Here is a 24,465-nt window from a genome sequence, read left to right on the forward strand (position 1 = left end):
TCCTATGAAAAACGGGGCGGGTACCGCCCGATTTTCCCACCATCGCGGTGCGCGCCGGGCGTGCTGGGTGTCTCCCTCGATTACGCATGGCATTCGCAAGTGGCAAAAGAATCCGTCATCCTGAGCGAAGCAGCCTGAAGGGCGGCGCAGTCGAGGGACCTATCTTGCTGGTGCTGCAACATGAAAGGTCCCTCCACTACGCCTCGCTGCGCTCGACTCCGATCGGGATGACGGACTTTCCTCGCCATATGCGAGTGCCCTGCCCGATTACGGGGGAGGCGAACGCTGAATGCTACGCCGCCTTCTTCGCCCGGTTCGCCGCGATCACCGCCCACAGGCTCGCCGCGGTCACCGGCATGTCGACGTGCTTCACCCCGGTATGCGGATGGATCGCGCTCACGATGGCGTTGATCACCGCCGGTGGCGCGCCGATGGCGCCCGCTTCGCCGGCGCCCTTGACGCCGAGCGGGTTGGTCGTGCACGGGCTGTTGTGCATGTCGAAGGCCACCGCCGGCACGATGTCGGCGCGCGGCAGGGCGTAGTCCATGAAGCTGCCGCTCAAGAGCTGGCCGGACTCCTCGTCGTAGATCGTCTTCTCGGTCAGCGCCTGGCCGACGCCCTGGCCGACCCCGCCATGGACCTGGCCCTGCAGGAGCAGCGGATTGAGCGCCATTCCGAAATCGTCCATCACGCTGTAGTTCAGGATCTCGAGCGTGCCGGTGTCGGGATCGACCTCGAGCTCGCAGATGTGGCAGCCGTTAGGGAAGGTGTCGGCGTCGGGCATGCGCGTGAAATCGTCATCGAGACCGGGCTTCTCGCCCGCCGGGACGTGCTTGGAGTTCCTGGCCGCCGCGGCGACGTCGAACAGGCTCATCGAGCGGTCGGTGCCGACGATCTTGAAGCTGCCATCGGTGAAATCGATGTCGGCCGCGCTCGCCTCCAGGACGCTCGCCGCCACCAGCTTGCCCTTGGCGATGATCTTGTCGGCGACGCCCAGCGTCGCGACACCGGCCACCGAGACCATGCGGCTGCCGCCGGTCATGCCCTCGGGCGTGACATCCGAATCGCCCTGCACGATGGTGATGCGCTCGGCATCGATGCCCAGCCGCGCGGAGGCGATCTGCCGGATCGCCGTCTCATGGCCCTGGCCGTTGGTCTGGTTGCCGAGATAGAGCGTGAGCGAGGCATCGTCGTTGAACTTCGCGACTGCCGTCTCGGGCATGCCGCCGCCACCGCATTTCTCGACATAGGTCGCCATTCCGATGCCGCGCCATTTGCCCCTGGCTTCGGAGGCGGCGCGGCGCGACGGGAATCCCTTCCAGTCGGCCTTGTCCATGCCCTTGCGCATGACGGTCTCGAAATCGCCCGAGTCGTAGGTGTCGCCCAGCGCCGTCTTCCAGGGAATCTGGCTGGGCTTGACGAAGTTGCGGGCGCGGATCTCGTCGGGCGCGAGGCCGGTCTCGCGGGCGATATGGTCGACGAAGCGCTCGAGCAGATAGGCCGCCTCGGGCCGCCCGGCGCCACGATAGGCGTCAGTGGGCACGGTGTTGGTCAGCACGCCCTTGACGTTCACATAGGTGGTCGGTGTCTGGTAGAGGCCGACCAGCATCGAGCTGCCGGCGAGGGTGGGGATGAACGGCGCGAAGTGATTCAGGTAGGCGCCCAGGGCGGCATAAGTCGTGATGCGGCAGCCGATGAACTTCGTATCCTTGTCGAGCGCCATCTCGGCGATCGAGACGTGGTCGCGGCCCTGGATGTCGGACTGGAAGGCCTCCTGGCGATCGGGGATCCACTTTACCGTGCGCTTCAGCGCCCGCGATGCCCACACCACCATCGGGTATTCGGGATGAACGAAGATCTTCATTCCGAAGCCGCCGCCGACATCACCGGTGCGCACCCGCAGCTTGGGTGAGCCGATCTTGAGAATGAGGTCGGCGACCACGGGGCGGATCATGCTGACGCCCTGGCAGGAGAGCCACAGGGTCGAGCGGTCGTCCCTGGCATCGTAGGTGCAGATGGCGCCGCGCGGCTCCATCGAGTTCACGACCAGCCGGTTGTTGACCAGCTGCAGCTTGACCACGCGATCGGCCTTGGCGAAGGCCGCCTCGGTCGCGGCGCGATCGCCCATCTCCCAGTCGAACACGATGTTGTTCTTGATGTGGTCGTGGACCAGTGGCGCGCCGGGCTGCGCGGCCTCGAAGGTGCCGACGACATGCGGGCGCGCCTCGTAGTCGACCTCGATCAGCTCGGCGGCGTCCTTGGCCTGCTCGAGCGTCTCGGCAACGACCAGGGCGACCGGATCGCCGACATGCCGCACTCGGCCCTGTGCCAGCATCGGCCGGGGCGTGTCGGCGCGTTGCGTGCCGTCGCGGTTGTCGAGTGGCACCAGGCAGGGTACGTCGCCGAAGCCCGCCTTCTTCACGTCGTCGCCGGTGAAGACCGCCAGCACGCCCGGCGCCTTGGCGGCGGCCGAAGTGTCGATCCTCTTGATGTCGGCGTGAGCGTGCGGCGAGCGCAGCACGTAGGCGCGCGCCGCCGCAGCGTCGAGTCTGGTGTCGTCGGTGTAGCGCCCGCCGCCGGTGAGCAGGCGGGGATCCTCGACCCTGCGGATCGACTGGCCGATGCCGAACTTTGCCATGAATGCCTCCGTGTTGGCCGGAGGTTAGCAAGCCGCGATGAAAGAAGTCACCCGGCTCATATCCGGACCGCGAGCATCTTCGTGCGGACCGCGGGCGTCCCGCCCGCTCATGCTCATGCCGGACCGCGGGCGTCCCGCCCGCTCATCAGCATCATGAGCGAGCGGGACGCCCGCGGTCCGGAAGAACATGAGCGCTACGGACATTGGCGCGCTCACAGCCATGAATCCGGCCTCAGGATCTCGGCGTGATCGACACGACGAGCACCTGACTGTCGATCGCCGTCAGGTAGTCGCCGGTCTTGACGCGCGGCAGCTGATCGCGTCCGGCCTGGGTGGTGACGCTGTAGGTGCGCACCTCGCCGCCGGCCGGATTGATCACCGAGATCGTGCCGGCGGCCACATTGACGCCGGTGACCCACCAGTTCACGACCAGCTGGTCGGCTGACACGCTGGCGCCGCTCTTGCCCATCGACGCGGTGGCGCTGACGCTGAGGTCGCGATCGCGCGGCGTCCTGGCGTTGGGACCGGACAGGACGAAGGTCAGCTTGTCCTCGAAACCGACCGAAACGTTTTGCCCGATCCGGGCTGCGTTGAAGTTGGTGAGCGTCGGACTCACCTTGCGCGTGGACGTGGCGCCGTTGGCGAAGGTGAAGGTGACGGTGCGTGCGTTGCTGTCGACGGCGGTGATGCGCGCATCGGCGGAGTAGGTCGTCACAGTCGAGATGCCGACGATCGGCTGGCTCTGGGCCAGGGCGCCGCTCGCGCCCGGGAGCGCGCCGGCCGCGATCGTCGTCATCATCTGCCTTCTGCTGATCACGATGTCCCCCTTCTGTGATTCGATCCTCCGACCGGCTACTAGCATGCGGTCGGGCCGGCGGGCTATGCCCTGACTGTTACAGGGGAACGGACGGCGACATGATAACGGCCTACCTTGCGGCCGACGGATTCACCGAGCAGCTGGCCGAGGAGCTGGGGCACGGCGGCGCGGCGGAGACGCTGCGCCATGGCCGGCTGATCCTGTGCGAAGGTCCGCCGGTCGCGGCAGCCTGGGCGGCCAACACCTGGCTCGACTGCGTCGAGCTGCCGGTGCCCTCGATCGGCAGTGCGGCGCAGGCGCTGCGCGCCATCCAGCGCAACTGGGAGATGTACGCGCCCGTGCACCATCGGCGCGCGGCGCTGATCCAGGAGCGCCTGCCGCATGTCTCGGCCAAGCCCATCGTCTTTCCGACCGCTGCTCCCGCCGCGCCGCTCGGCTCGTGGACGCTGCTGGCGCCCGACCGGATGCTGGCGGCGGCGCGCTGCACCTCGCCCTTCGCCAACGGCGAGGTCGCCTTCGTCGAGGACCGGACCGGGCCGCCCAACCGCGCCTACCTGAAGCTGTGGGAAGCCCTCGTGCGGCTGGGTCGCTGGCCCCGGCCGGGCGAGCGCTGTCTCGATCTCGGCGCCTCGCCCGGCGGCTGGACGTGGGTGCTGGCCCGGCTCGGCGCCGAGGTGCTGGCGGTCGACAAGGCGCCGCTCGCGCCAGGCGTCGCCGCGATGCCGGGCGTGACATGGCGAGGCGAGAGCGCCTTTGCGCTTGCACCCGAGAGCGTCGGTCCGATCGACTGGCTGTTCTCCGACATCGTCTGCTATCCGGCCCGCCTGCTGCGGCTGGTCGAGCGCTGGCGTGCGTCGGGCCTGGTGCGGACCTTCGTCTGCACCATCAAGTTCCAGGGCGCGACGGATCACGAGACCGCAGCCGCCTTCGCCGCCATTCCGGGCGCTCGGGTGCTGCACCTGCACCACAACAAGCACGAGCTCACGTTCATTCTCGAACGCCCCTTTCATGCGGACCGCGGGCGTCTCGCCCGCTCATGATTTCTGAGCGGGCGAGACGCCCGCGGTCCGGAAGAGCATGAGCGCCACGGGAGTGGCGCGCTCATGGGCGCTAACCTGACTTTGCCCATCGACGTCGTCTCTTTGCTGGAAGCGCACCACTCCGATGGCGCTCATGGGATGTCCAATCACCAGGAAGAGCGCCATCGGAGTGGCGCGCTCCCAGCCCATGATCGGCAAGGTTGGCGCCTGTCAGCGCGACGCCCGCCCGTCTCTATAGCGCAATGCGTCGACCAGGAGCGTCAAGGCTGCGCCACGATGTCGGTCAGGCCGTAGTCGACGACAAGCTCGACCTTGATGTCCGGATATTTCGGCAGGAACCGGGCGAGCCTGGTCACAGGATCGAGTTGATCGCTTGATCGCCGGCGGTGATGCGGATGGTGCCGGCAGGCTTCTCGCGAAATTCGGCGAGCGCGTCGAGTTCGGCGTCGATCTCCTCCAGGCGTGGACCGAGGCCAACGATCTGTTCCTTCTGTGCTTCCGATGGGAAGATGGCCCGCGGTGTTCAGCAAACCGTCGGAGAATGCAATGATTGCCAACGAACAGCCCGCGCTCGTCGTCACATGCAAGCTGAGCCCCTTGTACAGGCGGACACTCGCCGAGACGGTCTCCGACCGGGCCCGGATCATCTTTCTCGACGAGCTGGAGCAGCCGGAGGCGCGGCGTGCGGCCTTGTCGTCGGCTACGGTGCTGCTGGCCCATAACCCCGTGAAGGAACTCTCCGCCGACGAGATCGGCCTGATCGGAGAGGTGCGTCTTGTTCAGTTCCTTGCAGCTGGCGTCGACTTCATTCCGCTCGATCGGCTGCCGCTGCAGGTGCCGCTGGCAAGCAATGCGGGTGCGCAGGCGGAATCGATGGCTGAGCACGGCTTGGCCATGGCACTGGCGGCCGCCAAGCATCTTCCAATGGAACAGGCCAGGATGGCGCGCGGCGAGTTCAATCAGGCAGGTTCGACGCGCATGATGGCCGAGAGCACGTGCGGCGTCCTTGGACTGGGCGGAACCGGTCTTGCGCTTGCCCGACTTCTGAAAGGCATGGGGGCGCGCGTCCACGGGATCAACCGGCGAGGGGAGTCGTCGGTTCCGATCGACTGGGTCGGCAAGCCGGACGCCCTGGAGACGATGCTGGCCGTTTCCGACATTCTGTTCGTGACGCTGCCCCTTACTCGCGAAACGGTCGGCTTGATCGGGGCGCGGGAACTCGGGCTCATGAGGGAGGACGCCATTCTCGTCAACCTGGCACGCGGCGAACTGCTCGACGAAGAGGCGTTGTACCGTCATCTGCGCGACCATGCGGGGTTCGTTGCGTGCATCGACGCGTGGTGGATCGAGCCGGTGCGCCACGGACGGTTCGAAATGAAGTTCCCCTTCCTCGATCTTCCGAACGTCATTGCGTCGCCCCACAATTCCGCTGCGGGCGGCACCGGGCGTGTGACCGGCGTCAGGCGGGCAGCGCTCAATTGCGTGCGTGCCCTGGCGGGGGAAACACCAATGCATTTGATCTCGCCGGACGAGCGAGCGTGGCACATTGGCAAGCTCGCACCGCTGACGACCTGAGCTTCACTTGCGCTCTTGTGCTTGAGAAAGGGACTGCCCATATGTTATCTAGATGACTGATCTAGAAATGGAATCCTCATGGCGTTGAGCATCAAGACCGAGGAAGCCGACAGACTGGCGCGGGAGTTGTCCCGGCTCACCGGCGAGACCATGACCGACGCTATCACCAAGGCCATGCGCGAGCGGTTGGAGCGGGTGCGCGCCGAGCGCGCGGCCCAGGGCGACTATTTCGCTCGCGTTCAGGATTTCGTGCGCAGGCAGGCGCCTCTGTTCGACCGCCGCCCGGTCACCAAGGAGGAATGGGACGAAGCCTCCGGCGACACGCCCGAACAGCGGGGCTTGCCGAAATGATGGTGGTCGACAGTTCTGCCATCATCGCCATTCTCTTCGAGGAGCCGGAAGGGCCGGACTGCACCAGAGCACTGGAGGGAGCTTCATCCCGATTGATTTCCGCGGTCAACTACGTCGAAACGGGAACGGTTCTTGCCGGCCGTCTCAATGATCATCGACGGGCGAAGGCCATCGGCGTTCTCGACGACTTTCTTGCTACGCTCGGCATCGACATTGCGCCGCTTGACGCGATGGTCGCCCGCAATGCGTTGAAGGCGCGAGTGGATTACGGCAAGGGTTTTGGTGTGCGCGGTGGGCTCAACTTTGGCGATTGCTTCGCCTACGCCCTTGCCAAGCAGCATTCCGTCCCATTGCTCTATGTCGGCAACGACTTCGCACTGACCGACGTTCAACCGGCCCTGGCGAAATGATCCGGCCGATGGAAATCGTCCTACGGCACTGCTCGGTGCTCTTGCCGGGCCGCCGACCATACTTCACGGGCGGCATCGGCGTTCATTGCCGCGATGCCGACGCCGACGACGAGGTCTGGCCATGCCGCTTTCCAGAGCGAGGTCGTCACCACGCCGGCGGCAATGATCGCCACGTTGGCGATCGCATCGTTGTGCGCGGAAAGGAAAGCTGCCTTTGTCAGGCTGCCCGCATGGTGGCGATAGCGCGCGAGCGCGAAGGCACACGATAGGTTGACTGCGAGGGCGCCAAGTCCCGTGAGGGACAGGGGCAGGCCTCTTCCTCGACCGTGACCTCGAGGGTCTCGCAGCCTGAGCGCTCCTTGTCCACGAGCGCGTCGAGCGCGGCACCCAAACCGTCTCCCATGTTGAAGCGCGATTAGACGCCGCCCGGTATGCGCTCCACGACACCACTGAAGGCCTGCACGAGCGCGCTCATGGAACGCGGCCGGTCGCAGCGAGCAGGCCTCCGGCACCACGCCTGTCGGTCCAGCGTCACGACAACCGTTGCCGTCGCCCATCTGGATCAGCGGGCAGGGAACCGATCCATAGGAACAAAAGACGCACCACGAGACGGAAGGGCTCCTGCGAAAGCCGGATCGCTCCACGGGCGGCTATCGGCTGTACGACCTTCCGACGTCGAGCGGCTGTCGTTCATCCGCCAGGCGCGGGACCTCGGCTTCAGGCTCGATGCCGTGCGACGCCTTCTCGGTCCCGCCGATCGCAAGGTGAATACCTGCGGCGCGGTTCGAGAGGTCGAAGTCGCGCATCTGGCGGAGGTGCGCGCAAAGATCGCCGTTCTGAGTCGGATGGAACGGGTCTTGTCGGACCTCGTCCGTTCCTGCAGGGGCAGCACGGTGCCCCAATGCCTGTTGCTGGAAGCCCTGGCGGTACCAAAGTGGCCACAGACTGACGGCGCGGCCGTCAGTCTGTCATTGGGCGGTGACGGCCACGTCATGCTCGACGGCGATCGCTGAGGTCGAACATCCGCGGAAGGCTGCGCGCGGCCACGGCCGATCCCTCGACATTCACCAGCTTTTCCGACACCGCCTGATCGAGCGGCAGCTGGGTCGAGAGAATGCGCAACAGCGTGTCGAAGCGGGTCTCGATCGTCGCGCTGGCCGGGCCATCGCCGCGGCTGAGGGTCGTACCCTGCGGGCCACCTTGCACGAGGAAGCTGGCGGACTTGCCGCCCTGCGTCACGCGCAGCGCGATCGTGCGCGCCGGCGTCGGCGTCTGGCGGCTGATCGCGTCGAGCCCGAGCAGCACCCAGTCGGGCTCGAAGGTGTCGTCGGGGCGCGGCGGGAAGAGGAAGTGACCGCCCCAGCGGATCAGCTCGCGGATCGCAGGCTTCAGCGCCAGCCCGACCGGGGTCAGCTCGTAGGTCTGGGCGTTGAAGGGTGGGGGCAGGATCGCACGCCGCACGACGCCGCTCTCGATCAGGGCATTGAGGCGACCGGTCAGCACCGTCGGGCTGACGCCGCTCAGCCGCCCGACCAGGTCGCCGAAACGCTTGGGTCCGAGCAGCAGCTCGCGCACGATGAGCAGTGTCCAGCGCTCGCCGACAATCTCGGCGGCGCGGGCGAGGGCACAGAACTGCGGATAGTGGGTTTGCGTCACCTGCGGTGGGCCAGGGCGATCAACGGCCCGACGACGGCGAACTGGAGGAGCGTGAAGCCGGTCTCCAGCGCGAGGTAGGCCGGCACCGATGTCATCACGTTCTTGGCCGCGACTGCAAGCGTCGTGAACGACCATGAAAGCAGGCCGATCATGAGACCATAGGCGAGGCCGTGCCGCAGGACCGACCGACGCTCGGGGAAAAGGCGAGGATAGGCCCAGGAGAATGCTGCGCCCTGGATCAGCATCGAGAGCAGGCCGAAGGGCACGATGACGTCGTCGCGATACATCGCGAGCTCGCGGTAAGCCGGCGCAAAGACCGTCAGGTGCCAGGGATAGGCGATGACGAAGCTCGGCACGACATAGGCGACGATGCCAAGCCAGAAGGCGCGCGACAGGGCGGACTTCTCAGAGCGCAACATTGCGCTTGCCGTAGTAGGCCCTAATGGCGGGATGTTCCTTCACGCGCTCATGGTGCTCCACGAGTCGCGGGGCGATGCGGTCGGGCAGGTCGACCGGGATGTGATCGAGCTGCCCGGATCGGAGATGCCGGGTCCAGACGAAAACCTTGAGGTCCGCGACGGTGAGCCGGCCGTCCGCGAAGTAGTGGCCGCCATGCGCGACGAGGCGGCGCTGCAGACGGTCGAGGGAGTCGGAAAGCGGTCCTGCGGCCAGGCCCTCCCGCTGCGCCTTCTTTTCCGCCGCCGGCAGGAACATGGTGCTCCACACCGTGGTGGCGATCTCCTCGATGGCGTCCATTGCCTCGTCGCAGAGCGCGGCCTGCCAGGCATCGTCCGGATAGAGACCGGAGAGCTTGCCGACGTAGCGGTTGATGCCATTGGATTGCGCCACCGTTTGCCCATCCACCTCGAGCACCGGCAGGGCGCCGAAGGGCGTCCCGGGCTTGCGGGCCTCCCAGTCGGCGAACTTCACCCGGTCGTCCTCGAACGGCACCCCGCCGATGACCATGGCCAGGCGCGCCGCCTCGCCGCGTGCGCCGTCGATGTCGAAATAGACGAGCCTCAGCTTGCTCATGTGGCCGACCTCCGGAAAAAGGATTATATACTCCGGAAAACGTAGTCAAGCGACCCAACCGATCCATGGGACCCCATCCATGCCGTACGATCCGCACCTCGCCGACCGCATGCGCGCTGCTCTCGCGCGCCGGCAGGGCATCAGCGAGCGGGCGATGTTCGGCGGCTTCTGCTGGATGCTGAACGGCAACATGCTGTGTGGCGTCGAGGTCGGCCGCTTCATGTTCCGGATCGGCAAGGAGCTGGAGGCTGAGGCGCTGGCAAGGCCCGGCGCCGAGCCCATTGTCTTCAGCGGGCGGCGGATGGGCGGTCTGATCTGGGTCGCCGAGGAGGCCTGCCGAGGCCGCGCTCTCGCGAGCTGGATCGGGCTCGCCTCGCGTTTCGTCGGCACGCTGCCGCCGAAGTAGCGGCTGCTTCCGACGAAACCAGTCTTGGGAGAATCGATTTGGCCGTGTGCCTCAATGGTCTGCGTTCTCGAGGACGAATGCGACCAACGCCTGGCACGCGGCTAGAGCATGGTCGAATTCGATCCGTTCGTCGGATCGTTGCTGCAACGGTTCGGGACCTCTTCTTACGACTATCCTCAGCGGGGCAGTCCGCGGGCGCGCAGGTCGCGGGCGATGTGGTCGACGAAGACGCGAACGCGCGGCGCCAACAGGCGGTTGGTCGGATAGACGGCATAGATGCCGCCCGACGGCGGCTCGTAGTCGACCAGTACTCGAGTCAGCAGGCCGGCGACCAGGGCATCGGCGACGAGCCACTCCGGTACTGGCGCGAGGCCGAGTCCGGCCAGCGCGGCGGCGCGCAGGGATTCGCCGCTGCTGGTGAGCAGCCGCGGCTGCACGGCAATCGTTTCCGATCCCAGGCGCCAGGTGTCACGCCAGGCGAGCGGCGCAAAGGCGAGCAGGCGATGGGCCAGGATGTCGCGAGGCTCCCGGGGCATGCCGGCGCTGGCGAGATAGCTCGGCGCAGCGACGATGACGATTCGCGAGGTGGCGATGCGGCGCACCACCAGGCGCGGCTCGGGCTTCTCGACGATGCGGATGGCGAGGTCGAGCTGCTGGTCGACCAGGTCGGCGGCGCCGGCGGCCTCGACCAACTCGATCGAGATCGTCGGCCAGGCGGCCAGGAACGCCCCCAGGCCCGGCACGATGTAGCGCTCGGCAAAGGCGTCGGGCGCGCCGACGCGCAGCTTGCCCACCGGGTGCCTGTGCGCCGCCTGGGCCTCGCTGCGCGCCGCCGCCGCGGCGTCCAGCAGACGGCGGCACTGCGCATAGTAGGCGGCGCCGGCCTCGGTCGGCCGCACGCGGCGCGTCGTGCGTTCGAGCAGACGCACGCCGAGCCGCTCCTCGAGCGCGCGCACCGTCTCGCTGACCGATGACTTCGCCGTCTGCAGCTTTTCGGCCGCGGCGGTGAAGCTGCCGCGCTCGACGACGGCGGCGAAGGCTTCGATGCCGGCAAACGCGTCCATGAGTAATTGTTCGCCGGGGCGAACGATCTGTCCAGAACCACGGCCTGCCCGCGAGCCGGGGAGCGGCGTACCTGTCGACCCGTCACAAGATGGAGGACAGACACCATGACCGAGACTTTGGACGTGATGGGTGCCGAGATGATCGTGCGACGCGACGATGGGATGTTCATTGCCAAGAACCCCATCCCGCCGGGCTACTTCGTGCCGCCGCACCGGCACGAGCACGACGAGGAGACCTTCCTGGTCATGGAGGGCGAGCTCACGCTGATCAGCGAAGCCGGCGAGACGAAGGTCGGGCCGGGAACCTGCCGCGCCTTCAAGCCCGGCGAGCTGCACGGTCTTCGCAACGACACCGACGGCCCGGTTAGGATGCTGGTGATCGCCAGCCCTGGCGTGCAGCTCGCCGAGATGTTCCGCCACTTCGACCGGGCCGCCAGGAAGGCACCCCTGACGCCGCCCGACATCATGGCGATTGCCGCCGAGTACGGCGTGCATTTCGGCTAGCGCCTCATGGCCCGTACGACCGCGTCACGAGCTTGTGCAATCAATTGCACAGGCTCGTGGCTGCAGACTGCAGCCAGTCCCGCCCGCGCCAGGCGACTTCCAGCAAGATCACGCTAACGTGCAATCCATGAGTGTCAACCCGTCTCAGCTGCCCTCATCGCGTGTTCCGCGAACGCAAAACGCGAGGCGCGAACGCAAGCCGACCGCAAAGAGCGATTCCACCAACCCATTGTTTTCAAACAGTTTCGAACGCACCGAACGCACCGAACGCAAGATTTCACCCCCGTTCCATTTTCGACCGCTCAGCCGATGCGTCCGCAGCACGACCATGCCCAATGAAAGATGTGCCGGGAGCGCGCCACCCTGTGGCGCTCACGCGGACCGCGGGCGTCCCGCCCGCATCATGTCTCATGAGCGGGCGAGACGCCCGCGGTCCAGAAGAGGATGAGCGCCACGGATCTGCCTGCGCGAAGCCGAAGCGGCTTCGCTTCGGCAAAAGCAGGATGGCGTGCTCCTGGCCATGAGCTTCCTCCGCGCACTTCCGCCATCCTCGGTATCGTGGTGCGTGCCGGGTGTCGCTACTCGCGCGCGGCGTTGCGGAACGAACCGGTGACGCAAAAGCGTCAGCGTCCGCTGTTTGCGTCACGCGCAAGTCGTTGGCATCGCTCGCAAATGACACTGTGACGCAAATGACGCAAAATTTCGTCGCGATTATCTCGAACGAAGCTCTCTCTTCCCTTCGTTCTTTCTCAGCCTTGCAGTCGATCACTTCATGCTGCGCTGCCCGCCGCTCTCCCGGATCTCGAGCCTGCCCGACCTGCGCGATCCGCCGGAGCCCGTTTCCAGCCTTCGCGGCGCACGAACTCGGCGACGTGTTGCCTGAAGGCGTCGATGAAGTCGCGCGCCACCGGCGGCATGCTGCGTTGCGTGACGGTGAGGGCGGCGAACTCGAAGTCGATGCGCGGCTCGAAAGGGCGAGCCACGATGCCGCGCGTGGCGTACTCTGTGGCCGTGAAGGGCTCGCAGAGAGAGACCCCGGCGCCGGCACCGGCGAGCGAGCAGGCGATCTCCGACAGCGGCGTCTCGATGCGCATGATGCGGGTCACGCCGTGCTCGGCGAACACGCGGTCAATGCGGAAGCGCGAGAGCGTCGAATGGCCGAGCGAGATGAAGCTCTCGCCCTCGAAGTCGGCAGGGCGGAGCGTGGCCTTGCGCGCCAGGCGATGCCCCTGCGGCAGGACGGCGACCATCGGCGCCACCGGCATGTCCTCCTTCTGGACGGCGGCGTGCTCGAGCGAGGCCTCGGCAAATCCCAGGTCGCACTGGCCGTGCGCGACGGCGGTGACGACGGCGTGCGACACCAGGCCCGACAGCACGATGTCGAGCTTGGGGCGGTCGGCGAGGAAGCGGCCGACGAAGCGCGGCAGGAAGCCGTTGGCCAGGGCAGGCAGGGCGGCAATGCGCAGGAACCCGGCGCGGCGCGTGCGCAGCTCGGTCGCCATCTCGGCGATGCGGTCGAGCCCGACGAAGGCGCGCTCGACCTCGCCATAAAGCGACAGCGCCTCGCTGGTCGGCACGAGGCCGGTGCCGCGGCGCTCGAACAGGACCAGCCCGAGATGCTGCTGCAGGTCGCGGATCAGCCGGCTGACCGCGGGCTGTGTGACGCTGATCAGGGAGGCCGCCGCGCCGACGCTGCCGGTCAGCACGACCGCGCGGAACGCCTCGATCTGGCGGGGATTCAGCCGGCGCATGGGCTTCATAATATCTTGTTATGAAGATGGCGGCGAAATCGAATTTGACGTCACCGTGGCTGATCGAAAACATGGGAGCTTGCGGCGACGGGGAGCCGCTAATTGCGGCGATGGGGCGCCGCGGAAGGAGGGGCAATGAGGCGTTCGGGCTATCTGACGGCGGTGGCGGGTCTGGCCGCGCTGCTTGGCGCGGCATCGGCATCCGCGCAGACCAAGTCGCTGGTCGTGGCGGGCTACGGCGGCTCGTGGGAGCAGCAGTTGCGCAAGTCGGTGTTCCCGGCCTTCGAGGCCAAGCACGGCGTCAAGATCGAGTATGTCGCCGGCAACTCGACCGACACACTGGCCAAGCTGCAGGCCCAGAAGGGCAACCAGGTGATCGACGTCGCGATCGTCGATGACGGGCCGATGTACCAGGCGATCCAGCTCGGCTTCTGCGGCAAGCTCGACGGGCTCGACAAGAGCGAGCTCTACCCGGCAGCTCTCTTCAAGGACGACAACGCGGTCGCCGTCGGCCAGACCGGCACCGGCTTCATGATCAACACCAAGACCTTCAAGGACAAGGGCTGGGCGACGCCGACCTCGTGGAACGACCTCAAAGACGCCAGGTTCAAGAAGCTGCTGGTGATCCCGCCGATCAACAACACCTACGGGCTCTACACGCTGATGATGTTCGCGCGCCTGAACGGCGGCGGCGAGAAAAACATCGAGCCCGGCTTCAAGGTGATGAAGGCCGACGTGAATCCCAACGTGCTGGTCTACGAGCCGTCGCCCGGCAAGATGACCGAGCTGTTCCAGTCCAACCAGGGCCAGATCGCGGTGTGGGGCACCGGCCGCGTCCAGGCATTTGCCAACACGGGGTTCCCCGTCGACTTCATCTATCCCAAGGAGGGCGCGCCGATCCTGCTCGCCTCGGCCTGCCCGGTCGCCAAGGCCAACGCCAGTCCGCTGGCCCAGGAGTTCATCAAGACGCTGATCTCGGCGCCGGTGCAGACCGTGCTGGCCAAGGAGATGGGCAACGGCCCGGTCAACACCAAGGTCGACGTCAACATGCGCGAGCTGCGCATGGCCCCGGTCGGCGAGCGCGCCAAGCTGGTGATCCAGCCCGACTGGAACGCCATCAACGCCCAGCGCGAGGAGTGGACCAAGCGCTGGAATCGCGAGGTCGAGCGCTAGGCTCGCCGGCAGCGTGCGCCATCCCATCTTTCTCTTCCGCCACGGCGAGACCGTGTGGAACGCCGAGAAGCGCGCCCAGGGCTACCTCGACTCGCCGCTGACTGCGACGGGCCGCGCGCAGGCCCGGGCCATGGGCGAGGCCCTGGCGCGGGAACTGCGGCTCGGCGGCTATCAGCCGTCGAGCGTCATCGTGCGGGCAAGCCCGCTCGGCCGCGTGCGCGAGACCCTGGCCATCGCGGCGACAGCGGCCGGCCTGGCGCACGACGAGCAGGCCTTCGACCACCGGCTGCGCGAGATGAGCTGGGGTGATTGGGACGGCTTGATCCTGCCCGAGATCGAGGCACGCTGGCCGGGCGCCATGGCGGCGCGCCGGCAGGATCACTGGAGCTACCAGCCGCCCGGCGGCGAGAGCTATGCCATGGTGGCCGAGCGCGCCCGGCTGCCGCTCGACGAGATCGTGGCGCTGGCGCACGAGCAGCCGGTCGCGGTGTTCGCCCACGGCGGCATCGGCCGCGTGCTGCGTGGTATGTTCCTCGGCGCACCCCAGGCCGAGATCCTGAAGATGGACCAGCCGCAGAACGCCTTTTACTGCCTGCATCGCGGCGCCGCGGCGCGCGTCGACACCTGACGGCGCGATGGCCTTCCTCATTCTCGATCACCTGACCAAGCGCTTCGGCACGCACGCCGCCGTCGACGGCCTGTCGCTCAGCGTCGAGAAGGGCGAGTTCGTCTCGCTGCTCGGGCCGTCGGGCTGCGGCAAGACGACGACGCTGCAGCTGATCGCCGGGTTCGTGGAGCCGACGTCGGGGGCGATCCACCTCGAAGGTCGCGATCTCCTGGCGGTGAAGCCGGCGCGGCGCGGTCTCGGCATCGTGTTCCAGAGCTACGCCCTGTTCCCGCACATGACCGTCGCCGAGAACGTTGCGTTCGGGCTCGAGATGCAGGGCGTGGCGGCGGCAGAGCGGGTGAGGCGGGTCGGCGAGACGCTGGAGCTGGTCGGGCTCGCCGCCTTCACCGGTCGCTTCCCGCGCCAGATGTCGGGCGGCCAGCAGCAGCGCGTGGCGCTCGCCCGCGCGCTGGTCATCCGGCCGCAGATCCTGCTGCTCGACGAGCCACTCAGCAATCTCGACGCCAAGCTGCGCGAGGAGATGCAGATCGAGCTGCGCCAGATCCAGCGCAGTCTCGGCACCACGACCATCCTGGTGACCCACGACCAGGCCGAGGCGATGGCACTGTCGGACCGGCTGGTGGTGATGAATCACGGCCGTGCCGAGCAGATCGGCGCGCCGCACGAGGCCTACGAGCAGCCCGCGACGCCGTTCGTCGCGAGCTTTCTCGGCAAGACCAACCAGGTGAACGGTGCGACGGTGCGGCCGGAGAAGATCGCCTTCGCCGCCGAAGGCCTCGCCGGTACGGTGCGCACCCGCATCTTCCAGGGCAGCCACTGGCTCTACCAGGTCGACACGGCCGGCGGCCTGGTGACGGTGATCCGCCAGAACACCGGCGAGCCGATGCCGGCCGAGGGCGACGCCGTGCATCTCGCGTGGGCTGCGGCGGCATGAGGGCCGCGCCCTACCTGCTCAGCCTGCCGGCGCTGCTGCTGTTCGGCGCCATCGTGATCGTGCCGCTGGTCATGACGGTGCTGCTGTCGTTCCACGACTGGGGCCAGTACAAGGGCATCGAGCCGGTGTACGTGCTGAAGAACTGGCACGAGGTGCTGACCGATTCGTACTTCCTCGAGATGTTCGGGCGGACCTTCCGGATCGCCTTCCTGGTCACCCTGCTGACGGCGCTGTTCGGCGCCCCCGAAGCCTACATCCTCAATCGCATGAAGCGGCCGTGGCGCGGCCTGTTCCTGCTGGTGATCCTGGGACCGCTCCTGATCTCGGTGGTGGCGCGCACGCTCGGCTGGGCGCTGCTGTTCGGCGGCAGCTCGGGCGTGATCAACAAGGCGCTGATCTCGTTGGGCCTGATCTCGTCGCCGCTGCCCTTCATGTTCACCGAGACCGGAGTCGTGGTGGCACTCGCCCACGTGCTGATGCCCTACATGGTGCTGGCGGTGTGGGCGGCGCTGCAGCGCCTCGATCCCCAGGTCGAGAATGCCGCGGTGGCGCTGGGAGCGGGGCCGTTCACCGTGCTGCGCCGCATCGTGCTGCCGCAGATCATGCCCGGCATCCTGTCGGGCGCCGTCATCGTCTTCGCCCTGGCGGCGAGCGCTTTCGCGACGCCGGCGATCATCGGCGGCCGGCGGCTCAAGGTGGCATCGACCCTGGCCTATGACGAATTCCTGAACACGCTGAACTGGCCGCTCGGCGCGGCGGTTGCGGTGCTGCTACTGGTCGCCCTGGTCGCGATCGTCATCGGCGCCAGCCGCTTGGTCGAGCGCCGTTATGCGCAGGTGTTCTCGTGAATAGTGTTCATGCGGACCGCGGGTGTCTCGCCCGCTCATATGAATCCATGAGCGGGCGAGACGCCCGCGGTCCGAAAGAAACATGAGCCGCAACGGTCCCCTGGCGCTCGCCTTCCATGCGCTGTTCGTCGGCTTCATGCTGGCGCCGATCCTGGTCGTCTGCATCGTTGCCTTCACGCCGGAAGGATACCTGTCCTTTCCGACCGACCGCTGGTCGCTGCGCTGGTTCTACGCCATCGGCCGCTATCCCGAGTTCATCTCGGCGTTCTGGCGCAGCCTGTGGCTCGGGGCGCTGTCGTCAGCGGTGGCCGTCGCGATCTCGGTGCCGGCGGCGCTCGCCATCGCGCGCTATCGTTTCCGCGGGCGCGAGGCGATGACGGCGCTGTTCATGTCGCCGCTGATGATCCCGCACCTCGTGCTGGGTATCGCCTTCCTGCGCTTCTTCACCCAGATCGGGCTGGGCGGCACGTTCGCCGGGCTGGTGCTGGCGCATATCGTGATCGTGCTGCCCTTCGCGCTGCGCCTGACGCTCGCCTCCGCGGTCGGAATGGATCGATCGATCGAGCACGCCGCGGTGTCGCTCGGCGCCTCCGACTGGATCGTGCTGAAGCGCGTGACCTTGCCGCTGGTGCTGCCTGGCCTGGTCAGCGGCTGGGCGCTCGCCTTCATCAACTCGTTCGACGAGGTGACCATGACGGTTTTCATCGCCGCCCCGTCGACCGTGACCCTGCCGGTGCGCATGTTCCTCTACATCCAGGACAACATCGATCCGCTGGTGACCTCGGTGTCGGCCTGCGTCATCGCCATCACCGTGCTGGCCCTGGTGGTGCTCGATCGGGCCTTCGGCCTCGAGCGCCTCCTGGTCGGAAGGAGCGGCGATGGCCGATAGCGGCAGCGGCTACGACGTCGCCGTGGTGGGCGGCGGGCTGGTCGGCGTGGCGACCGCCTGGGGCCTCGCACGCGAGGGCTGCCGCGTGGTCGTGCTCGACGAGGGCGATCGCGCGGTTCGCGCGAGCCGCGGCAACTTCGCCCTGGTGTGGGTTCAGAGCAAAGGCCTCGGCCTCGCGCCCTACGCCGGCTGGACGATCCGCTCGTCCAATGCCTGGGCAGGCTTTGCGGCGACGCTCAAGGAGGAGACCGGCCTCGATGTCTGCTTCCAGCGGCCGGGCGGTTTCCATCTCGCGCTGTCGGAGCGCGAGCTCGAGGCGCGCGCCCTGGTGCTGAAGCGCCTGCACAACCAGCCGGGCATCGTCGACTACAAGACCGAGATCCTGGACCACGCCGCGGTGGCGAAGATGCTGCCCGACATCGGGCCGGAGGTGGTCGGGGGCAGCTACTGCCCGCTCGACGGCCACGTCAATTCGCTGCGCCTGTTCCGTACCCTGCACACCGCCATGCAGGCGCGCGGCGTCACCTACCTGCCGAGCCATCGCGTCGAGACGATCGACAAGACGGGTGGCGAGTTCCGGCTGGTGACGGAAAAGGGCGAGGTGCGCGCCAATCGCGTCGCGCTTGCCGCCGGCAACGCCAACATGCGGCTGGCGCCGATGGTCGGGCTCGAGGCACCGATGAAGCCGGAGCGCGGTCAGATCGTGGTGACGGAGCGCCTGCGGCCGTTCCTGAATCACCCCGTGGTCACCCTGCGCCAGACGGACGAGGGCACGGTGATGATCGGCGATTCCAAGGAAGAAAGCACCGATCCGGCCGGCCTGACGCTCGGCGTCAGCGCCACCGAGGCCGAGCGCGCGGTGCGCCAGTTCCCGCTGCTCGCCCGCGCGAACGTCGTGCGGACGTGGAGCGCGATCCGTGTCATGACCCAAGATGGCTTCCCGATCTACGATGAGTCGGAAACGCATCCCGGCGCGTTCACGGTGTGCTGTCATTCCGGCGTGACGCTGGCGGCCAATCACGCTCTCACCATCGCGCCGATGATCGCACGCGGCGCGTTCGACAAATCGCTGGTCGCCCCTTTCAGCGCGCGGAGGTTCCATGTTCAAGAGGCTGGCTGAGGCGGGAGCGGCGGTGGCAATCACCGTCGACGACAAGCCGGTGACCGCGCGCGACGGCGACACGGTGGCGGCGGCCCTGCTGGCCGCCGGCGTCTCGCCGTGCCGCACCACCCCGGTGACCGGCGCGCCGCGCGCGCCCTACTGCATGATGGGCGTGTGCTTCGAGTGCCTGGTGACCATCGACGGGATTGGCAGCCGCCAGGCCTGCCTGGTCCCGGTGCACGCCGGCATGACGGTCGAGACCCAACTCGGCAAGCGCGAGGCGGGGCGATGAGGGCGTCGTCAAACTCCTCCCCAGCCTTGCTGGGGAGGTGTCGCCGTCTTACGGCGACCCGCCTTCGCCGAAGCGAAGCCGCTTCGGCTTCGCGCAGGCAGGCAGTGGGGTCATGTTCTTCTGGACCGCGGGCGTCTCGCCGCTCATGAGAAGAGCGGGCGAGACGCCCGCGGTCCGCATGATTCGTGACCCCTCCGTCCGCGATTACGCGGACACCTCCCCAGCGAAGCTGGGGAGGAGAGCAAAGAGGAGCCTCTCTCAATGAACGCCGCCGACCTCGCGGAAGTCTACGATCTCATCGTCATCGGCGGCGGGCCGGCAGGGCTTGCCGCGGCGTCGGTCGCGGCGCGCGCCGGGCTCTCGACCGTGCTGTTCGACGAGAATCCAGGAATTGGCGGCCAGATCTATCGCGCCATCACCGCGAGCCCGGTCGCCGACCGGTCGATCCTGGGCGACGACTACTGGGTCGGCGAGGCCCTCGCTGCCGAGGCCAGGGCCAGCGCCGCCGCGATCGTCACCGGCGCCACGGTGTGGAGCCTCGACCCGCATCGCATCGTCGGCGTCTCGATCGCCGGCCAGACCCGGCTGATCGAAGGGCGGCGGATCATCGTCGCCACCGGCGCGCTCGAGCGGCCGTTCGCCATACCGGGCTGGACGCTGCCCGGCGTGATGACGGCGGGCGGTGCCCAGACCGCACTGAAGGCGCAAGGCCTGGTTCCGTCGGGCCGCACCGTGCTGGCCGGAACGGGACCCTTGCTGTGGCTGCTCGCCGCGCAGATCCTGCGCGCCGGCGGCCAACTCTCGGCGCTGCTCGACACCACGCCCTCGCGCAACTGGCTGCTTGCCCTGCCGCACCTGCCGGAGTTCGCGCTGTCGCCGTATTTCGCCAAGGGCCTCAAGCTCCTGCGCGAGGTGAAGGCGCGCGTGCCGGTGCACAAGGTCGATCGCGTCGCGGCGGTGGGCGAGGGCAAGCTGGCCGAGGTCGTGTTCGGCCTGGGCGGGGGAGGGGAGCGCCGCCTGCCGGCGGACCTCCTGCTGCTTCACCAGGGCGTCGTGCCCAACGTCAATCTCGCCATGGCGGCCGGCCTCGAGCATCGCTGGAACGAGCGCCAGCTCTGCTTCGAGCCGGTGCTCGATGCTGACTTCGGCGGATCGGTCGCCGGCATCGCCGTCGCCGGCGACGGGGCAGGAATCGCCGGCGGTACCGCGGCAGCCCAGCGCGGTCGAATAGCGGCGATGGAGGCGGTGCGCGCGCTGCGGCCCGATGCGGCGATGCCGGACGCGCAGGCGGCGCGGCAGCGCCTGCAGCGCGAGGAGATGGGCCGCGCCTTCCTCGACTGGCTGAACCGCCCGGCCGATGCCTTCCGGCGGCCCGATGGCGATACGCTGGTCTGCCGCTGCGAGGAGGTCACGGCGCGGCAGGTGCGCGACACGGCGCGGCTGGGTTGCGAGGGGCCGAACCAGATGAAGGCTTTCCTGCGCTGCGGCATGGGGCCGTGCCAGGGCAGGCTGTGCGGCCTCACCGTCACCGAGCTGATCGCCGAGACCCGCGAGTCGACGCCAGCGGAGGTTGGCTACTACCGCCTGCGTCCGCCGGTGAAGCCGATCACGCTGGCCGAGCTCGCCTCGCTGCCGATCAGCGCCGCCGAGCGCAAGGCCGTGGAGCGCTGACGATGGCGCGCGCCCAGGGCACCAGGACCGGCGACGTCGTGGTGATCGGTGGCGGCATCCATGGCTGCTCGACAGCGCTGCACCTGGCGCTGCGTGGGCTGAAGCCGATCCTGGTCGAGAAGGACTACGCCGGCCGCCACGCCTCGGGCGTCAATGCCGGCGGCGTGCGCCAGCTCGCGCGCCATATCGCCGAGATCCCGTTGTCGATCTCGTCGATGGAATTGTGGGAGCGCATCGAGGACGTCGTCGGCGACGATTGCGGCTTCTCGAGCCACGGCACGGTGCTGGTAGCGGAAAGCGAGGAGGAGCTCGCGGGCTTTCGCGCCCGCGTCGACGATCTGCGCCTCAAGGGTTTTACTCACGAGGAGCTGATCGGGCGCGACGAGCTGAAGCGGCTCGTGCCGGCGGTGTCGGACCATTGTCCGGGCGGCGTGGTGTCGCGCCGCGACGGCGCCGCCGATCCGTTCCGCACCACCCAGGCGTTCCGTCGTCGCGCCGTCGAGCGCGGCGTCGAGGTGATGGAGGGCGTCACCGTGACCGGCCTCGCGCGCACCGGCTCGGTGTGGCGGGTCGAGACCAGCGCCGGTCCGCTCGAGGCGCCCAAGGTGGTGAACGCTGCCGGCGCCTGGGCCGACCGCATCGCCGCCCGGCTCGGCGAGCCGGTGCCGCTGGAGGTCATCGCACCCATGCTGATGGTGACCAGCCGGCTGCCCGCCTTCATCCAGCCGGTGGTGATCCTGCGCGGCCGCAAGCTGTCCTTCAAGCAGCTGGAGAACGGCACCGTCGTGATCGGCGGCGGCCATCTCGCCGAGCCCTATCGCGACGAGAATCGCAGCGTGCTCGACTGGTCGAAGCTGGCGATCAGCGCGCGCACGGTGTGGGAGCTGTTCCCGGTGATGCGCGCGGCGACCATCGTGCGCGCCTGGGCCGGCATCGAGGCGCGCATGCCCGACGACATTCCCGTGATCGGCCCGAGCTCGACCAGCGAGGGCGTCTATCACCAGTTCGGCTTCTCGGCGCACGGCTTCCAGCTCGGGCCGGGCACCGGCGCGATGATGGCCGAACTGGTCGCCACCGGCCGGACCAACGTGCCGATCGACGGCCTCGGCATCGCGCGCTTCAAGGACCGAGCCGATGCGTTGCAGGTGAGCTCCGCCCCGGACGAATAGGGATGAACAATGAACGGGCTGGGCTTCGCCTCAGGCACGGCGCCAATCGTAGCCGAGGCGCGGGAAATGCACGACGACCTCGCCGACCAGCGGGTCGTGGCGCGCCAGGGCGATTTCGGTGGTGTCGATGAACCGCACCTCGCCCTCGACCCAGTCTTTGGCGTTGTCGCCAGGCCGCACGCGGGCACGTTCGCCGGGGCGCGGATCGCCGTCCTGCGGATCGGAGGGAGGCGGCGCGGCCGGGGTCGAGTCGCGGGCGATGGCGAGCGCCTGGTCGGCATCGATGTCGGTGCGCGTGCCGTGGCCGATTGCGGCCATGCGGTCGCGCCAGGCGAGCAGGCGGGGATACGGCTCGAGCTCGCCGCGGCAATCGATGTGGCGGCCGCGCAGGAACCACACCACGTGGTAGGCCGCGAAGTCGGCGATGCAGGGTTCGGCGCCCAGCAGGTAGCGCCGCCCGTCCCGCAGCATGTCGGCGAGCCACCGGATCTGCGGGCGCACGAGATTGCGGTTGCGGATCGCCGCCTTGCGCACCGCCTCGATCGACGGCTCGGGCAGGCCGTGCAGGCGGGCGCGATCGGCGTGCAGGCCGGCGGGCATGTGGTCGGCGTTGATGCCCGACACGAACAGCGCCATTGGCCGCATGAACTGCTGCTCGGCCCACCAGGCGATGGCGTTGGCGCCGCCGGCGGTCGCGGCCGGAAACAGCGTCGGCTCGGGCACGCGACGCTCGAGCTCGCGGGCGATCAGGTTGGTGTCGCACCAGATGTCGGCACCGTCCTGCAGCACCGGCGTGCGGCGATAGCCTCCGGTCAGGGGCACGAGCTTGGGCTTGGGCAGGATCGGCGGGATCTCGACGCCGCGCCAGGCCAGGCCCTTGAAGCCCAGCATCAGGCGCGCCTTCTCGGCGAAATTCGAGAAGTCGTAGTGGTGCAGGATCAGGGTGTTCACGCGCCGGCAAACCTGCCAAGGACCTCGCCATTCAGGCGATAGAAGCACTTTTTCTGGCGCGGCACGTCCAGCCGGTCGTAGAGCCGCTGGGCGCCGGTGTTCGTTGCGTCGGCCGAGCCGCGGGCCTCGGCGAGCAGGGCGAAGGGCGGGCGCTCGCCCGGTCGGGTCAAGAGGCGCGCCATCTCGGCCGCGCCTCCGGACGGTTCGGCCGAGCCGTAGTGCGCTTGCATGTCGGACAGCAGCGCCGCCAGCGCCGCCTGATCGGCAGGAACAGCACGGCGAACGTGAGCGGTTTGCATGGCGGCCGGTCTAACACCGCTGGCGAGCGGCGGCAAAGGCGGCCAGAATTGCCCGCAATCGACTGGAGGAAACGAGCGAATGGCAATGGACGGCGTGGTCAACATCGACGATCTGCGCAAGCTCGCGAAGAAGCGGTTGCCCAAGATCGCCTATGACTTCATCGAGGGCGGCACCGACGACGAGGTCGGTCTGGTCACCAACGAGCAGGCGTTCCGCAAGGCCCGCATCGTGCCGCGCTATCTCGTCGACGTCAGTGTACGCGACCAGTCGACGACGCTGTTCGGGCGCACCTATTCGAGCCCGATCGGCATCGCGCCGACCGGCATCGCCGGCCTGTTCCGCCGCGGCGCCGACCTGATGCTGGCCGAGGCAGCGCGCGACGCCAATGTGCCCTTCATCATGTCGGGTTCCAGCACCGGCTCGATCGAGGATCTCGGCAAGCTCGCGCCCGACCATGGCTGGTACCAACTCTACTCCGCCAAGGACCAGTCGGTGTCGGAGGACATGATCAAGCGGGCCGGCGACGCCGGCCTGCGCACCCTGGTCTTCACGGTCGACGTGCCGGAGGGCTCGAACCGCGAGCGCAACACGCGCAACGGCTGGGGCCGGCCGCTCAAGCTCACCTGGAAGACCAAGTTCGAAGCCCTGCGGCATCCTGGCTGGATGATGGAGTGGATGAAGCACGGCACGCCGTACTTCGACAACTGGGCGAAGTACGCCGGCCCCAATGCCACCGCTGACCAGGTTGCCGATCTGGTCGCCTATCAGAATCGCGCGCCGATGACCTGGAAGCACGTCGAGCGGTTCCGCGAGCTGTGGAAGGGCAATTTCGTGCTGAAGGGCATCATGCATCCCGACGACGCGATCCGCGCCCATTCGCTCGGCGTCGACGGTCTCATGGTGTCCAACCACGGCGCACGCCAGCTCGACATCGCACCTTCGCCACTCGAGGTGCTGCCGTCTATCCGCGACGCGGTCGGCGACAAGATGACCCTGATGCTCGACGGCGGCGTGCGGCGCGGCATGGATGCCATCGTCGCGCTATGCAGCGGCGCCAAGTTCGTGTTCGTCGGCCGGCCGACGCTCTACGGCGTGGCGGCCGGCGGCATCCCCGGCGCCGCCAAGGCTCTCGGCATCTTCCGGCGCGAGATCGACATCACCATGGCCCAGATCGGCGCCGCCAAGATCGCCGATCTCGGCCCGCAATTCCTGATGTGGAAGGACGAGGAGGACCTGCGCCGCAACCGGCGGTGAGCGACGCGTG

27 protein-coding genes and 1 pseudogene are annotated in these 24,465 nt (G+C 68.0%); 17 read left to right on the plus strand and 11 right to left on the minus strand.

The genetic code is table 11. The features are described 5' to 3' along the window. Positions 1–292 precede the first annotated feature (292 nt). Positions 293–2,638, minus strand: a complete 2,346-nt coding sequence (locus AB7O82_RS04070) for a xanthine dehydrogenase family protein molybdopterin-binding subunit (protein ID WP_428537853.1) — start codon at positions 2,636–2,638, stop codon at positions 293–295. A gap of 232 nt (positions 2,639–2,870) precedes the next feature. Next, positions 2,871–3,455 carry a hypothetical protein gene (locus tag AB7O82_RS04075; RefSeq protein WP_428537850.1) on the minus strand — a complete coding sequence of 195 codons (585 nt, stop codon included), beginning with the start codon at positions 3,453–3,455 and terminating at the stop codon, positions 2,871–2,873. Positions 3,456–3,553: 98 nt separating this feature from the next. Between AB7O82_RS04075 and AB7O82_RS04080 the strand changes: the two genes are divergently transcribed. Then, positions 3,554–4,495 (plus strand): SAM-dependent methyltransferase, encoded by a 942-nt coding sequence (locus AB7O82_RS04080; RefSeq protein WP_428618694.1) that lies wholly within the window; start codon positions 3,554–3,556, stop codon positions 4,493–4,495. Here AB7O82_RS04080 and AB7O82_RS04085 read toward each other — a convergent pair. After that, positions 4,490–4,660 (minus strand): hypothetical protein, encoded by a 171-nt coding sequence (locus AB7O82_RS04085; RefSeq protein ID WP_428618696.1) that lies wholly within the window; start codon positions 4,658–4,660, stop codon positions 4,490–4,492. The two genes, AB7O82_RS04080 and AB7O82_RS04085, sit on opposite strands and share 6 nt — an antisense overlap. A gap of 381 nt (positions 4,661–5,041) precedes the next feature. On the opposite strand from AB7O82_RS04085, the gene AB7O82_RS04090 reads away from it, so the two are divergent. The 3 genes from AB7O82_RS04090 (at position 5,042) to AB7O82_RS04100 (ending at position 6,831) form a co-directional block, all read left to right on the plus strand. Then, the gene (locus AB7O82_RS04090; protein WP_428537844.1) at positions 5,042–6,070 is read left to right on the plus strand and encodes an NAD(P)-dependent oxidoreductase; all 1,029 of its coding nucleotides are present in this window, start codon (positions 5,042–5,044) and stop codon (positions 6,068–6,070) included. A gap of 78 nt (positions 6,071–6,148) precedes the next feature. After that, positions 6,149–6,421, plus strand: coding sequence for a type II toxin-antitoxin system VapB family antitoxin (locus AB7O82_RS04095; protein WP_428537841.1), 273 nt, complete (start codon positions 6,149–6,151; stop codon positions 6,419–6,421). Then, positions 6,418–6,831 carry a type II toxin-antitoxin system VapC family toxin gene (locus AB7O82_RS04100; protein ID WP_428537838.1) on the plus strand — a complete coding sequence of 138 codons (414 nt, stop codon included), beginning with the start codon at positions 6,418–6,420 and terminating at the stop codon, positions 6,829–6,831. The genes AB7O82_RS04095 and AB7O82_RS04100 overlap by 4 nt, the downstream gene beginning before the upstream one ends. A 20-nt stretch (positions 6,832–6,851) precedes the next feature. Here AB7O82_RS04100 and AB7O82_RS04105 read toward each other — a convergent pair. Continuing rightward, positions 6,852–7,142, minus strand: a pseudogene (locus AB7O82_RS04105) (cation transporter); the annotation flags it as partial. 162 nt (positions 7,143–7,304) lie between these two features. On the opposite strand from AB7O82_RS04105, the gene AB7O82_RS04110 reads away from it, so the two are divergent. After that, positions 7,305–7,844, plus strand: coding sequence for a MerR family DNA-binding protein (locus AB7O82_RS04110; protein ID WP_428618699.1), 540 nt, complete (start codon positions 7,305–7,307; stop codon positions 7,842–7,844). On the opposite strand, the gene AB7O82_RS04115 is transcribed toward AB7O82_RS04110, so the two are convergent. The 3 genes from AB7O82_RS04115 to AB7O82_RS04125 are packed head-to-tail and all read right to left on the minus strand — an operon-like array spanning position 7,822 to position 9,519. Continuing rightward, positions 7,822–8,487, minus strand: coding sequence for a winged helix-turn-helix transcriptional regulator (locus AB7O82_RS04115; protein WP_428537832.1), 666 nt, complete (start codon positions 8,485–8,487; stop codon positions 7,822–7,824). The genes AB7O82_RS04110 and AB7O82_RS04115 overlap by 23 nt on opposite strands. After that, positions 8,484–8,906: a hypothetical protein gene (locus AB7O82_RS04120; protein WP_428537830.1), complete on the minus strand. Its 423-nt coding sequence runs from the start codon at positions 8,904–8,906 to the stop codon at positions 8,484–8,486. Before AB7O82_RS04120 ends, AB7O82_RS04115 begins: the two co-directional genes overlap by 4 nt. Beyond that, the gene (locus tag AB7O82_RS04125; protein WP_428537827.1) at positions 8,893–9,519 is read right to left on the minus strand and encodes a glutathione S-transferase family protein; all 627 of its coding nucleotides are present in this window, start codon (positions 9,517–9,519) and stop codon (positions 8,893–8,895) included. The genes AB7O82_RS04120 and AB7O82_RS04125 overlap by 14 nt, the downstream gene beginning before the upstream one ends. A 79-nt stretch (positions 9,520–9,598) precedes the next feature. On the opposite strand from AB7O82_RS04125, the gene AB7O82_RS04130 reads away from it, so the two are divergent. Beyond that, on the plus strand, positions 9,599–9,925 hold the full coding sequence (locus tag AB7O82_RS04130) for a TfoX/Sxy family protein (protein ID WP_428537825.1): 327 nt from the start codon (positions 9,599–9,601) through the stop codon (positions 9,923–9,925). A gap of 176 nt (positions 9,926–10,101) precedes the next feature. On the opposite strand, the gene AB7O82_RS04135 is transcribed toward AB7O82_RS04130, so the two are convergent. Then, entirely contained in the window at positions 10,102–10,989 is an 888-nt protein-coding gene (locus AB7O82_RS04135; RefSeq protein WP_428618701.1) for a LysR family transcriptional regulator, read from the minus strand. A gap of 105 nt (positions 10,990–11,094) precedes the next feature. Here AB7O82_RS04135 and AB7O82_RS04140 point away from each other — a divergent pair, with 105 nt between their 5' ends. Beyond that, the gene (locus tag AB7O82_RS04140) at positions 11,095–11,493 is read left to right on the plus strand and encodes a cupin domain-containing protein (protein ID WP_428537819.1); all 399 of its coding nucleotides are present in this window, start codon (positions 11,095–11,097) and stop codon (positions 11,491–11,493) included. A gap of 770 nt (positions 11,494–12,263) precedes the next feature. Here the strand turns inward: AB7O82_RS04140 and AB7O82_RS04145 are convergent. After that, a complete protein-coding gene (locus tag AB7O82_RS04145) occupies positions 12,264–13,244 on the minus strand; it encodes a LysR substrate-binding domain-containing protein (protein WP_428537816.1) in 981 nt (326 codons plus the stop codon). Between the two features lie 135 nt (positions 13,245–13,379). Here AB7O82_RS04145 and AB7O82_RS04150 point away from each other — a divergent pair, with 135 nt between their 5' ends. From AB7O82_RS04150 to AB7O82_RS04190, 9 genes are all read left to right on the plus strand, one after another. Further along, the gene (locus tag AB7O82_RS04150; RefSeq protein ID WP_428537813.1) at positions 13,380–14,417 is read left to right on the plus strand and encodes an ABC transporter substrate-binding protein; all 1,038 of its coding nucleotides are present in this window, start codon (positions 13,380–13,382) and stop codon (positions 14,415–14,417) included. A gap of 13 nt (positions 14,418–14,430) precedes the next feature. Beyond that, positions 14,431–15,045, plus strand: a complete 615-nt coding sequence (locus AB7O82_RS04155) for a histidine phosphatase family protein (protein WP_428537810.1) — start codon at positions 14,431–14,433, stop codon at positions 15,043–15,045. 7 nt (positions 15,046–15,052) lie between these two features. Next, positions 15,053–15,979, plus strand: coding sequence for an ABC transporter ATP-binding protein (locus AB7O82_RS04160; protein WP_428618703.1), 927 nt, complete (start codon positions 15,053–15,055; stop codon positions 15,977–15,979). Beyond that, positions 15,976–16,827 (plus strand): ABC transporter permease, encoded by an 852-nt coding sequence (locus tag AB7O82_RS04165; protein WP_428537804.1) that lies wholly within the window; start codon positions 15,976–15,978, stop codon positions 16,825–16,827. The genes AB7O82_RS04160 and AB7O82_RS04165 overlap by 4 nt, the downstream gene beginning before the upstream one ends. 82 nt (positions 16,828–16,909) lie before the next feature. Next, positions 16,910–17,716, plus strand: a complete 807-nt coding sequence (locus AB7O82_RS04170; RefSeq protein ID WP_428537801.1) for an ABC transporter permease — start codon at positions 16,910–16,912, stop codon at positions 17,714–17,716. After that, positions 17,706–18,836: an NAD(P)/FAD-dependent oxidoreductase gene (locus AB7O82_RS04175; protein WP_428537798.1), complete on the plus strand. Its 1,131-nt coding sequence runs from the start codon at positions 17,706–17,708 to the stop codon at positions 18,834–18,836. The genes AB7O82_RS04170 and AB7O82_RS04175 overlap by 11 nt, the downstream gene beginning before the upstream one ends. Then, positions 18,817–19,110, plus strand: a complete 294-nt coding sequence (locus tag AB7O82_RS04180; protein WP_428537795.1) for a (2Fe-2S)-binding protein — start codon at positions 18,817–18,819, stop codon at positions 19,108–19,110. The genes AB7O82_RS04175 and AB7O82_RS04180 overlap by 20 nt, the downstream gene beginning before the upstream one ends. Positions 19,111–19,371: 261 nt before the next feature. Beyond that, positions 19,372–20,781 (plus strand): NAD(P)/FAD-dependent oxidoreductase, encoded by a 1,410-nt coding sequence (locus AB7O82_RS04185; RefSeq protein WP_428537792.1) that lies wholly within the window; start codon positions 19,372–19,374, stop codon positions 20,779–20,781. 2 nt (positions 20,782–20,783) lie between these two features. After that, complete coding sequence (locus AB7O82_RS04190; RefSeq protein ID WP_428537789.1) at positions 20,784–21,950, plus strand: NAD(P)/FAD-dependent oxidoreductase; 1,167 nt, start codon at positions 20,784–20,786, stop codon at positions 21,948–21,950. 30 nt (positions 21,951–21,980) lie between these two features. Here the strand turns inward: AB7O82_RS04190 and AB7O82_RS04195 are convergent, their stop codons facing one another. Together AB7O82_RS04195 and AB7O82_RS04200 are read right to left on the minus strand one after the other, a co-directional pair. Continuing rightward, entirely contained in the window at positions 21,981–22,901 is a 921-nt protein-coding gene (locus AB7O82_RS04195; RefSeq protein WP_428537786.1) for a glutathione S-transferase family protein, read from the minus strand. Next, positions 22,898–23,200, minus strand: a complete 303-nt coding sequence (locus tag AB7O82_RS04200; protein WP_428537783.1) for a hypothetical protein — start codon at positions 23,198–23,200, stop codon at positions 22,898–22,900. Before AB7O82_RS04200 ends, AB7O82_RS04195 begins: the two co-directional genes overlap by 4 nt. Positions 23,201–23,279: 79 nt before the next feature. Between AB7O82_RS04200 and AB7O82_RS04205 the strand changes: the two genes are divergently transcribed. Beyond that, a complete protein-coding gene (locus tag AB7O82_RS04205; protein ID WP_428537780.1) occupies positions 23,280–24,455 on the plus strand; it encodes an alpha-hydroxy acid oxidase in 1,176 nt (391 codons plus the stop codon). The last annotated feature ends 10 nt before the right edge of the window (positions 24,456–24,465 follow it).

The organism is Reyranella sp. (assembly GCF_050185545.1).
Taxonomy (GTDB): domain Bacteria; phylum Pseudomonadota; class Alphaproteobacteria; order Reyranellales; family Reyranellaceae; genus Reyranella.

What these genes read in the sequence shown, in the direction of transcription:
- AB7O82_RS04070 (WP_428537853.1), bottom strand. Translation starts at nt 2,638, where the DNA reads ATGGCAAAGTTCGGCATCGGCCAGTCGATCCGCAGGGTCGAGGATCCC.
- AB7O82_RS04080 (WP_428618694.1), top strand. Translation starts at nt 3,554, where the DNA reads ATGATAACGGCCTACCTTGCGGCCGACGGATTCACCGAGCAGCTGGCC.
- AB7O82_RS04085 (WP_428618696.1), bottom strand. Translation starts at nt 4,660, where the DNA reads ATGGCGCTCTTCCTGGTGATTGGACATCCCATGAGCGCCATCGGAGTG.
- AB7O82_RS04090 (WP_428537844.1), top strand. Translation starts at nt 5,042, where the DNA reads ATGATTGCCAACGAACAGCCCGCGCTCGTCGTCACATGCAAGCTGAGC.
- AB7O82_RS04095 (WP_428537841.1), top strand. Translation starts at nt 6,149, where the DNA reads ATGGCGTTGAGCATCAAGACCGAGGAAGCCGACAGACTGGCGCGGGAG.
- AB7O82_RS04100 (WP_428537838.1), top strand. Translation starts at nt 6,418, where the DNA reads ATGATGGTGGTCGACAGTTCTGCCATCATCGCCATTCTCTTCGAGGAG.
- AB7O82_RS04110 (WP_428618699.1), top strand. Translation starts at nt 7,305, where the DNA reads ATGGAACGCGGCCGGTCGCAGCGAGCAGGCCTCCGGCACCACGCCTGT.
- AB7O82_RS04120 (WP_428537830.1), bottom strand. Translation starts at nt 8,906, where the DNA reads ATGTTGCGCTCTGAGAAGTCCGCCCTGTCGCGCGCCTTCTGGCTTGGC.
- AB7O82_RS04125 (WP_428537827.1), bottom strand. Translation starts at nt 9,519, where the DNA reads ATGAGCAAGCTGAGGCTCGTCTATTTCGACATCGACGGCGCACGCGGC.
- AB7O82_RS04130 (WP_428537825.1), top strand. Translation starts at nt 9,599, where the DNA reads ATGCCGTACGATCCGCACCTCGCCGACCGCATGCGCGCTGCTCTCGCG.
- AB7O82_RS04135 (WP_428618701.1), bottom strand. Translation starts at nt 10,989, where the DNA reads ATGGACGCGTTTGCCGGCATCGAAGCCTTCGCCGCCGTCGTCGAGCGC.
- AB7O82_RS04140 (WP_428537819.1), top strand. Translation starts at nt 11,095, where the DNA reads ATGACCGAGACTTTGGACGTGATGGGTGCCGAGATGATCGTGCGACGC.
- AB7O82_RS04145 (WP_428537816.1), bottom strand. Translation starts at nt 13,244, where the DNA reads ATGCGCCGGCTGAATCCCCGCCAGATCGAGGCGTTCCGCGCGGTCGTG.
- AB7O82_RS04150 (WP_428537813.1), top strand. Translation starts at nt 13,380, where the DNA reads ATGAGGCGTTCGGGCTATCTGACGGCGGTGGCGGGTCTGGCCGCGCTG.
- AB7O82_RS04160 (WP_428618703.1), top strand. Translation starts at nt 15,053, where the DNA reads ATGGCCTTCCTCATTCTCGATCACCTGACCAAGCGCTTCGGCACGCAC.
- AB7O82_RS04165 (WP_428537804.1), top strand. Translation starts at nt 15,976, where the DNA reads ATGAGGGCCGCGCCCTACCTGCTCAGCCTGCCGGCGCTGCTGCTGTTC.
- AB7O82_RS04170 (WP_428537801.1), top strand. Translation starts at nt 16,910, where the DNA reads ATGAGCCGCAACGGTCCCCTGGCGCTCGCCTTCCATGCGCTGTTCGTC.
- AB7O82_RS04175 (WP_428537798.1), top strand. Translation starts at nt 17,706, where the DNA reads ATGGCCGATAGCGGCAGCGGCTACGACGTCGCCGTGGTGGGCGGCGGG.
- AB7O82_RS04180 (WP_428537795.1), top strand. Translation starts at nt 18,817, where the DNA reads ATGTTCAAGAGGCTGGCTGAGGCGGGAGCGGCGGTGGCAATCACCGTC.
- AB7O82_RS04185 (WP_428537792.1), top strand. Translation starts at nt 19,372, where the DNA reads ATGAACGCCGCCGACCTCGCGGAAGTCTACGATCTCATCGTCATCGGC.
- AB7O82_RS04190 (WP_428537789.1), top strand. Translation starts at nt 20,784, where the DNA reads ATGGCGCGCGCCCAGGGCACCAGGACCGGCGACGTCGTGGTGATCGGT.
- AB7O82_RS04200 (WP_428537783.1), bottom strand. Translation starts at nt 23,200, where the DNA reads ATGCAAACCGCTCACGTTCGCCGTGCTGTTCCTGCCGATCAGGCGGCG.
- AB7O82_RS04205 (WP_428537780.1), top strand. Translation starts at nt 23,280, where the DNA reads ATGGCAATGGACGGCGTGGTCAACATCGACGATCTGCGCAAGCTCGCG.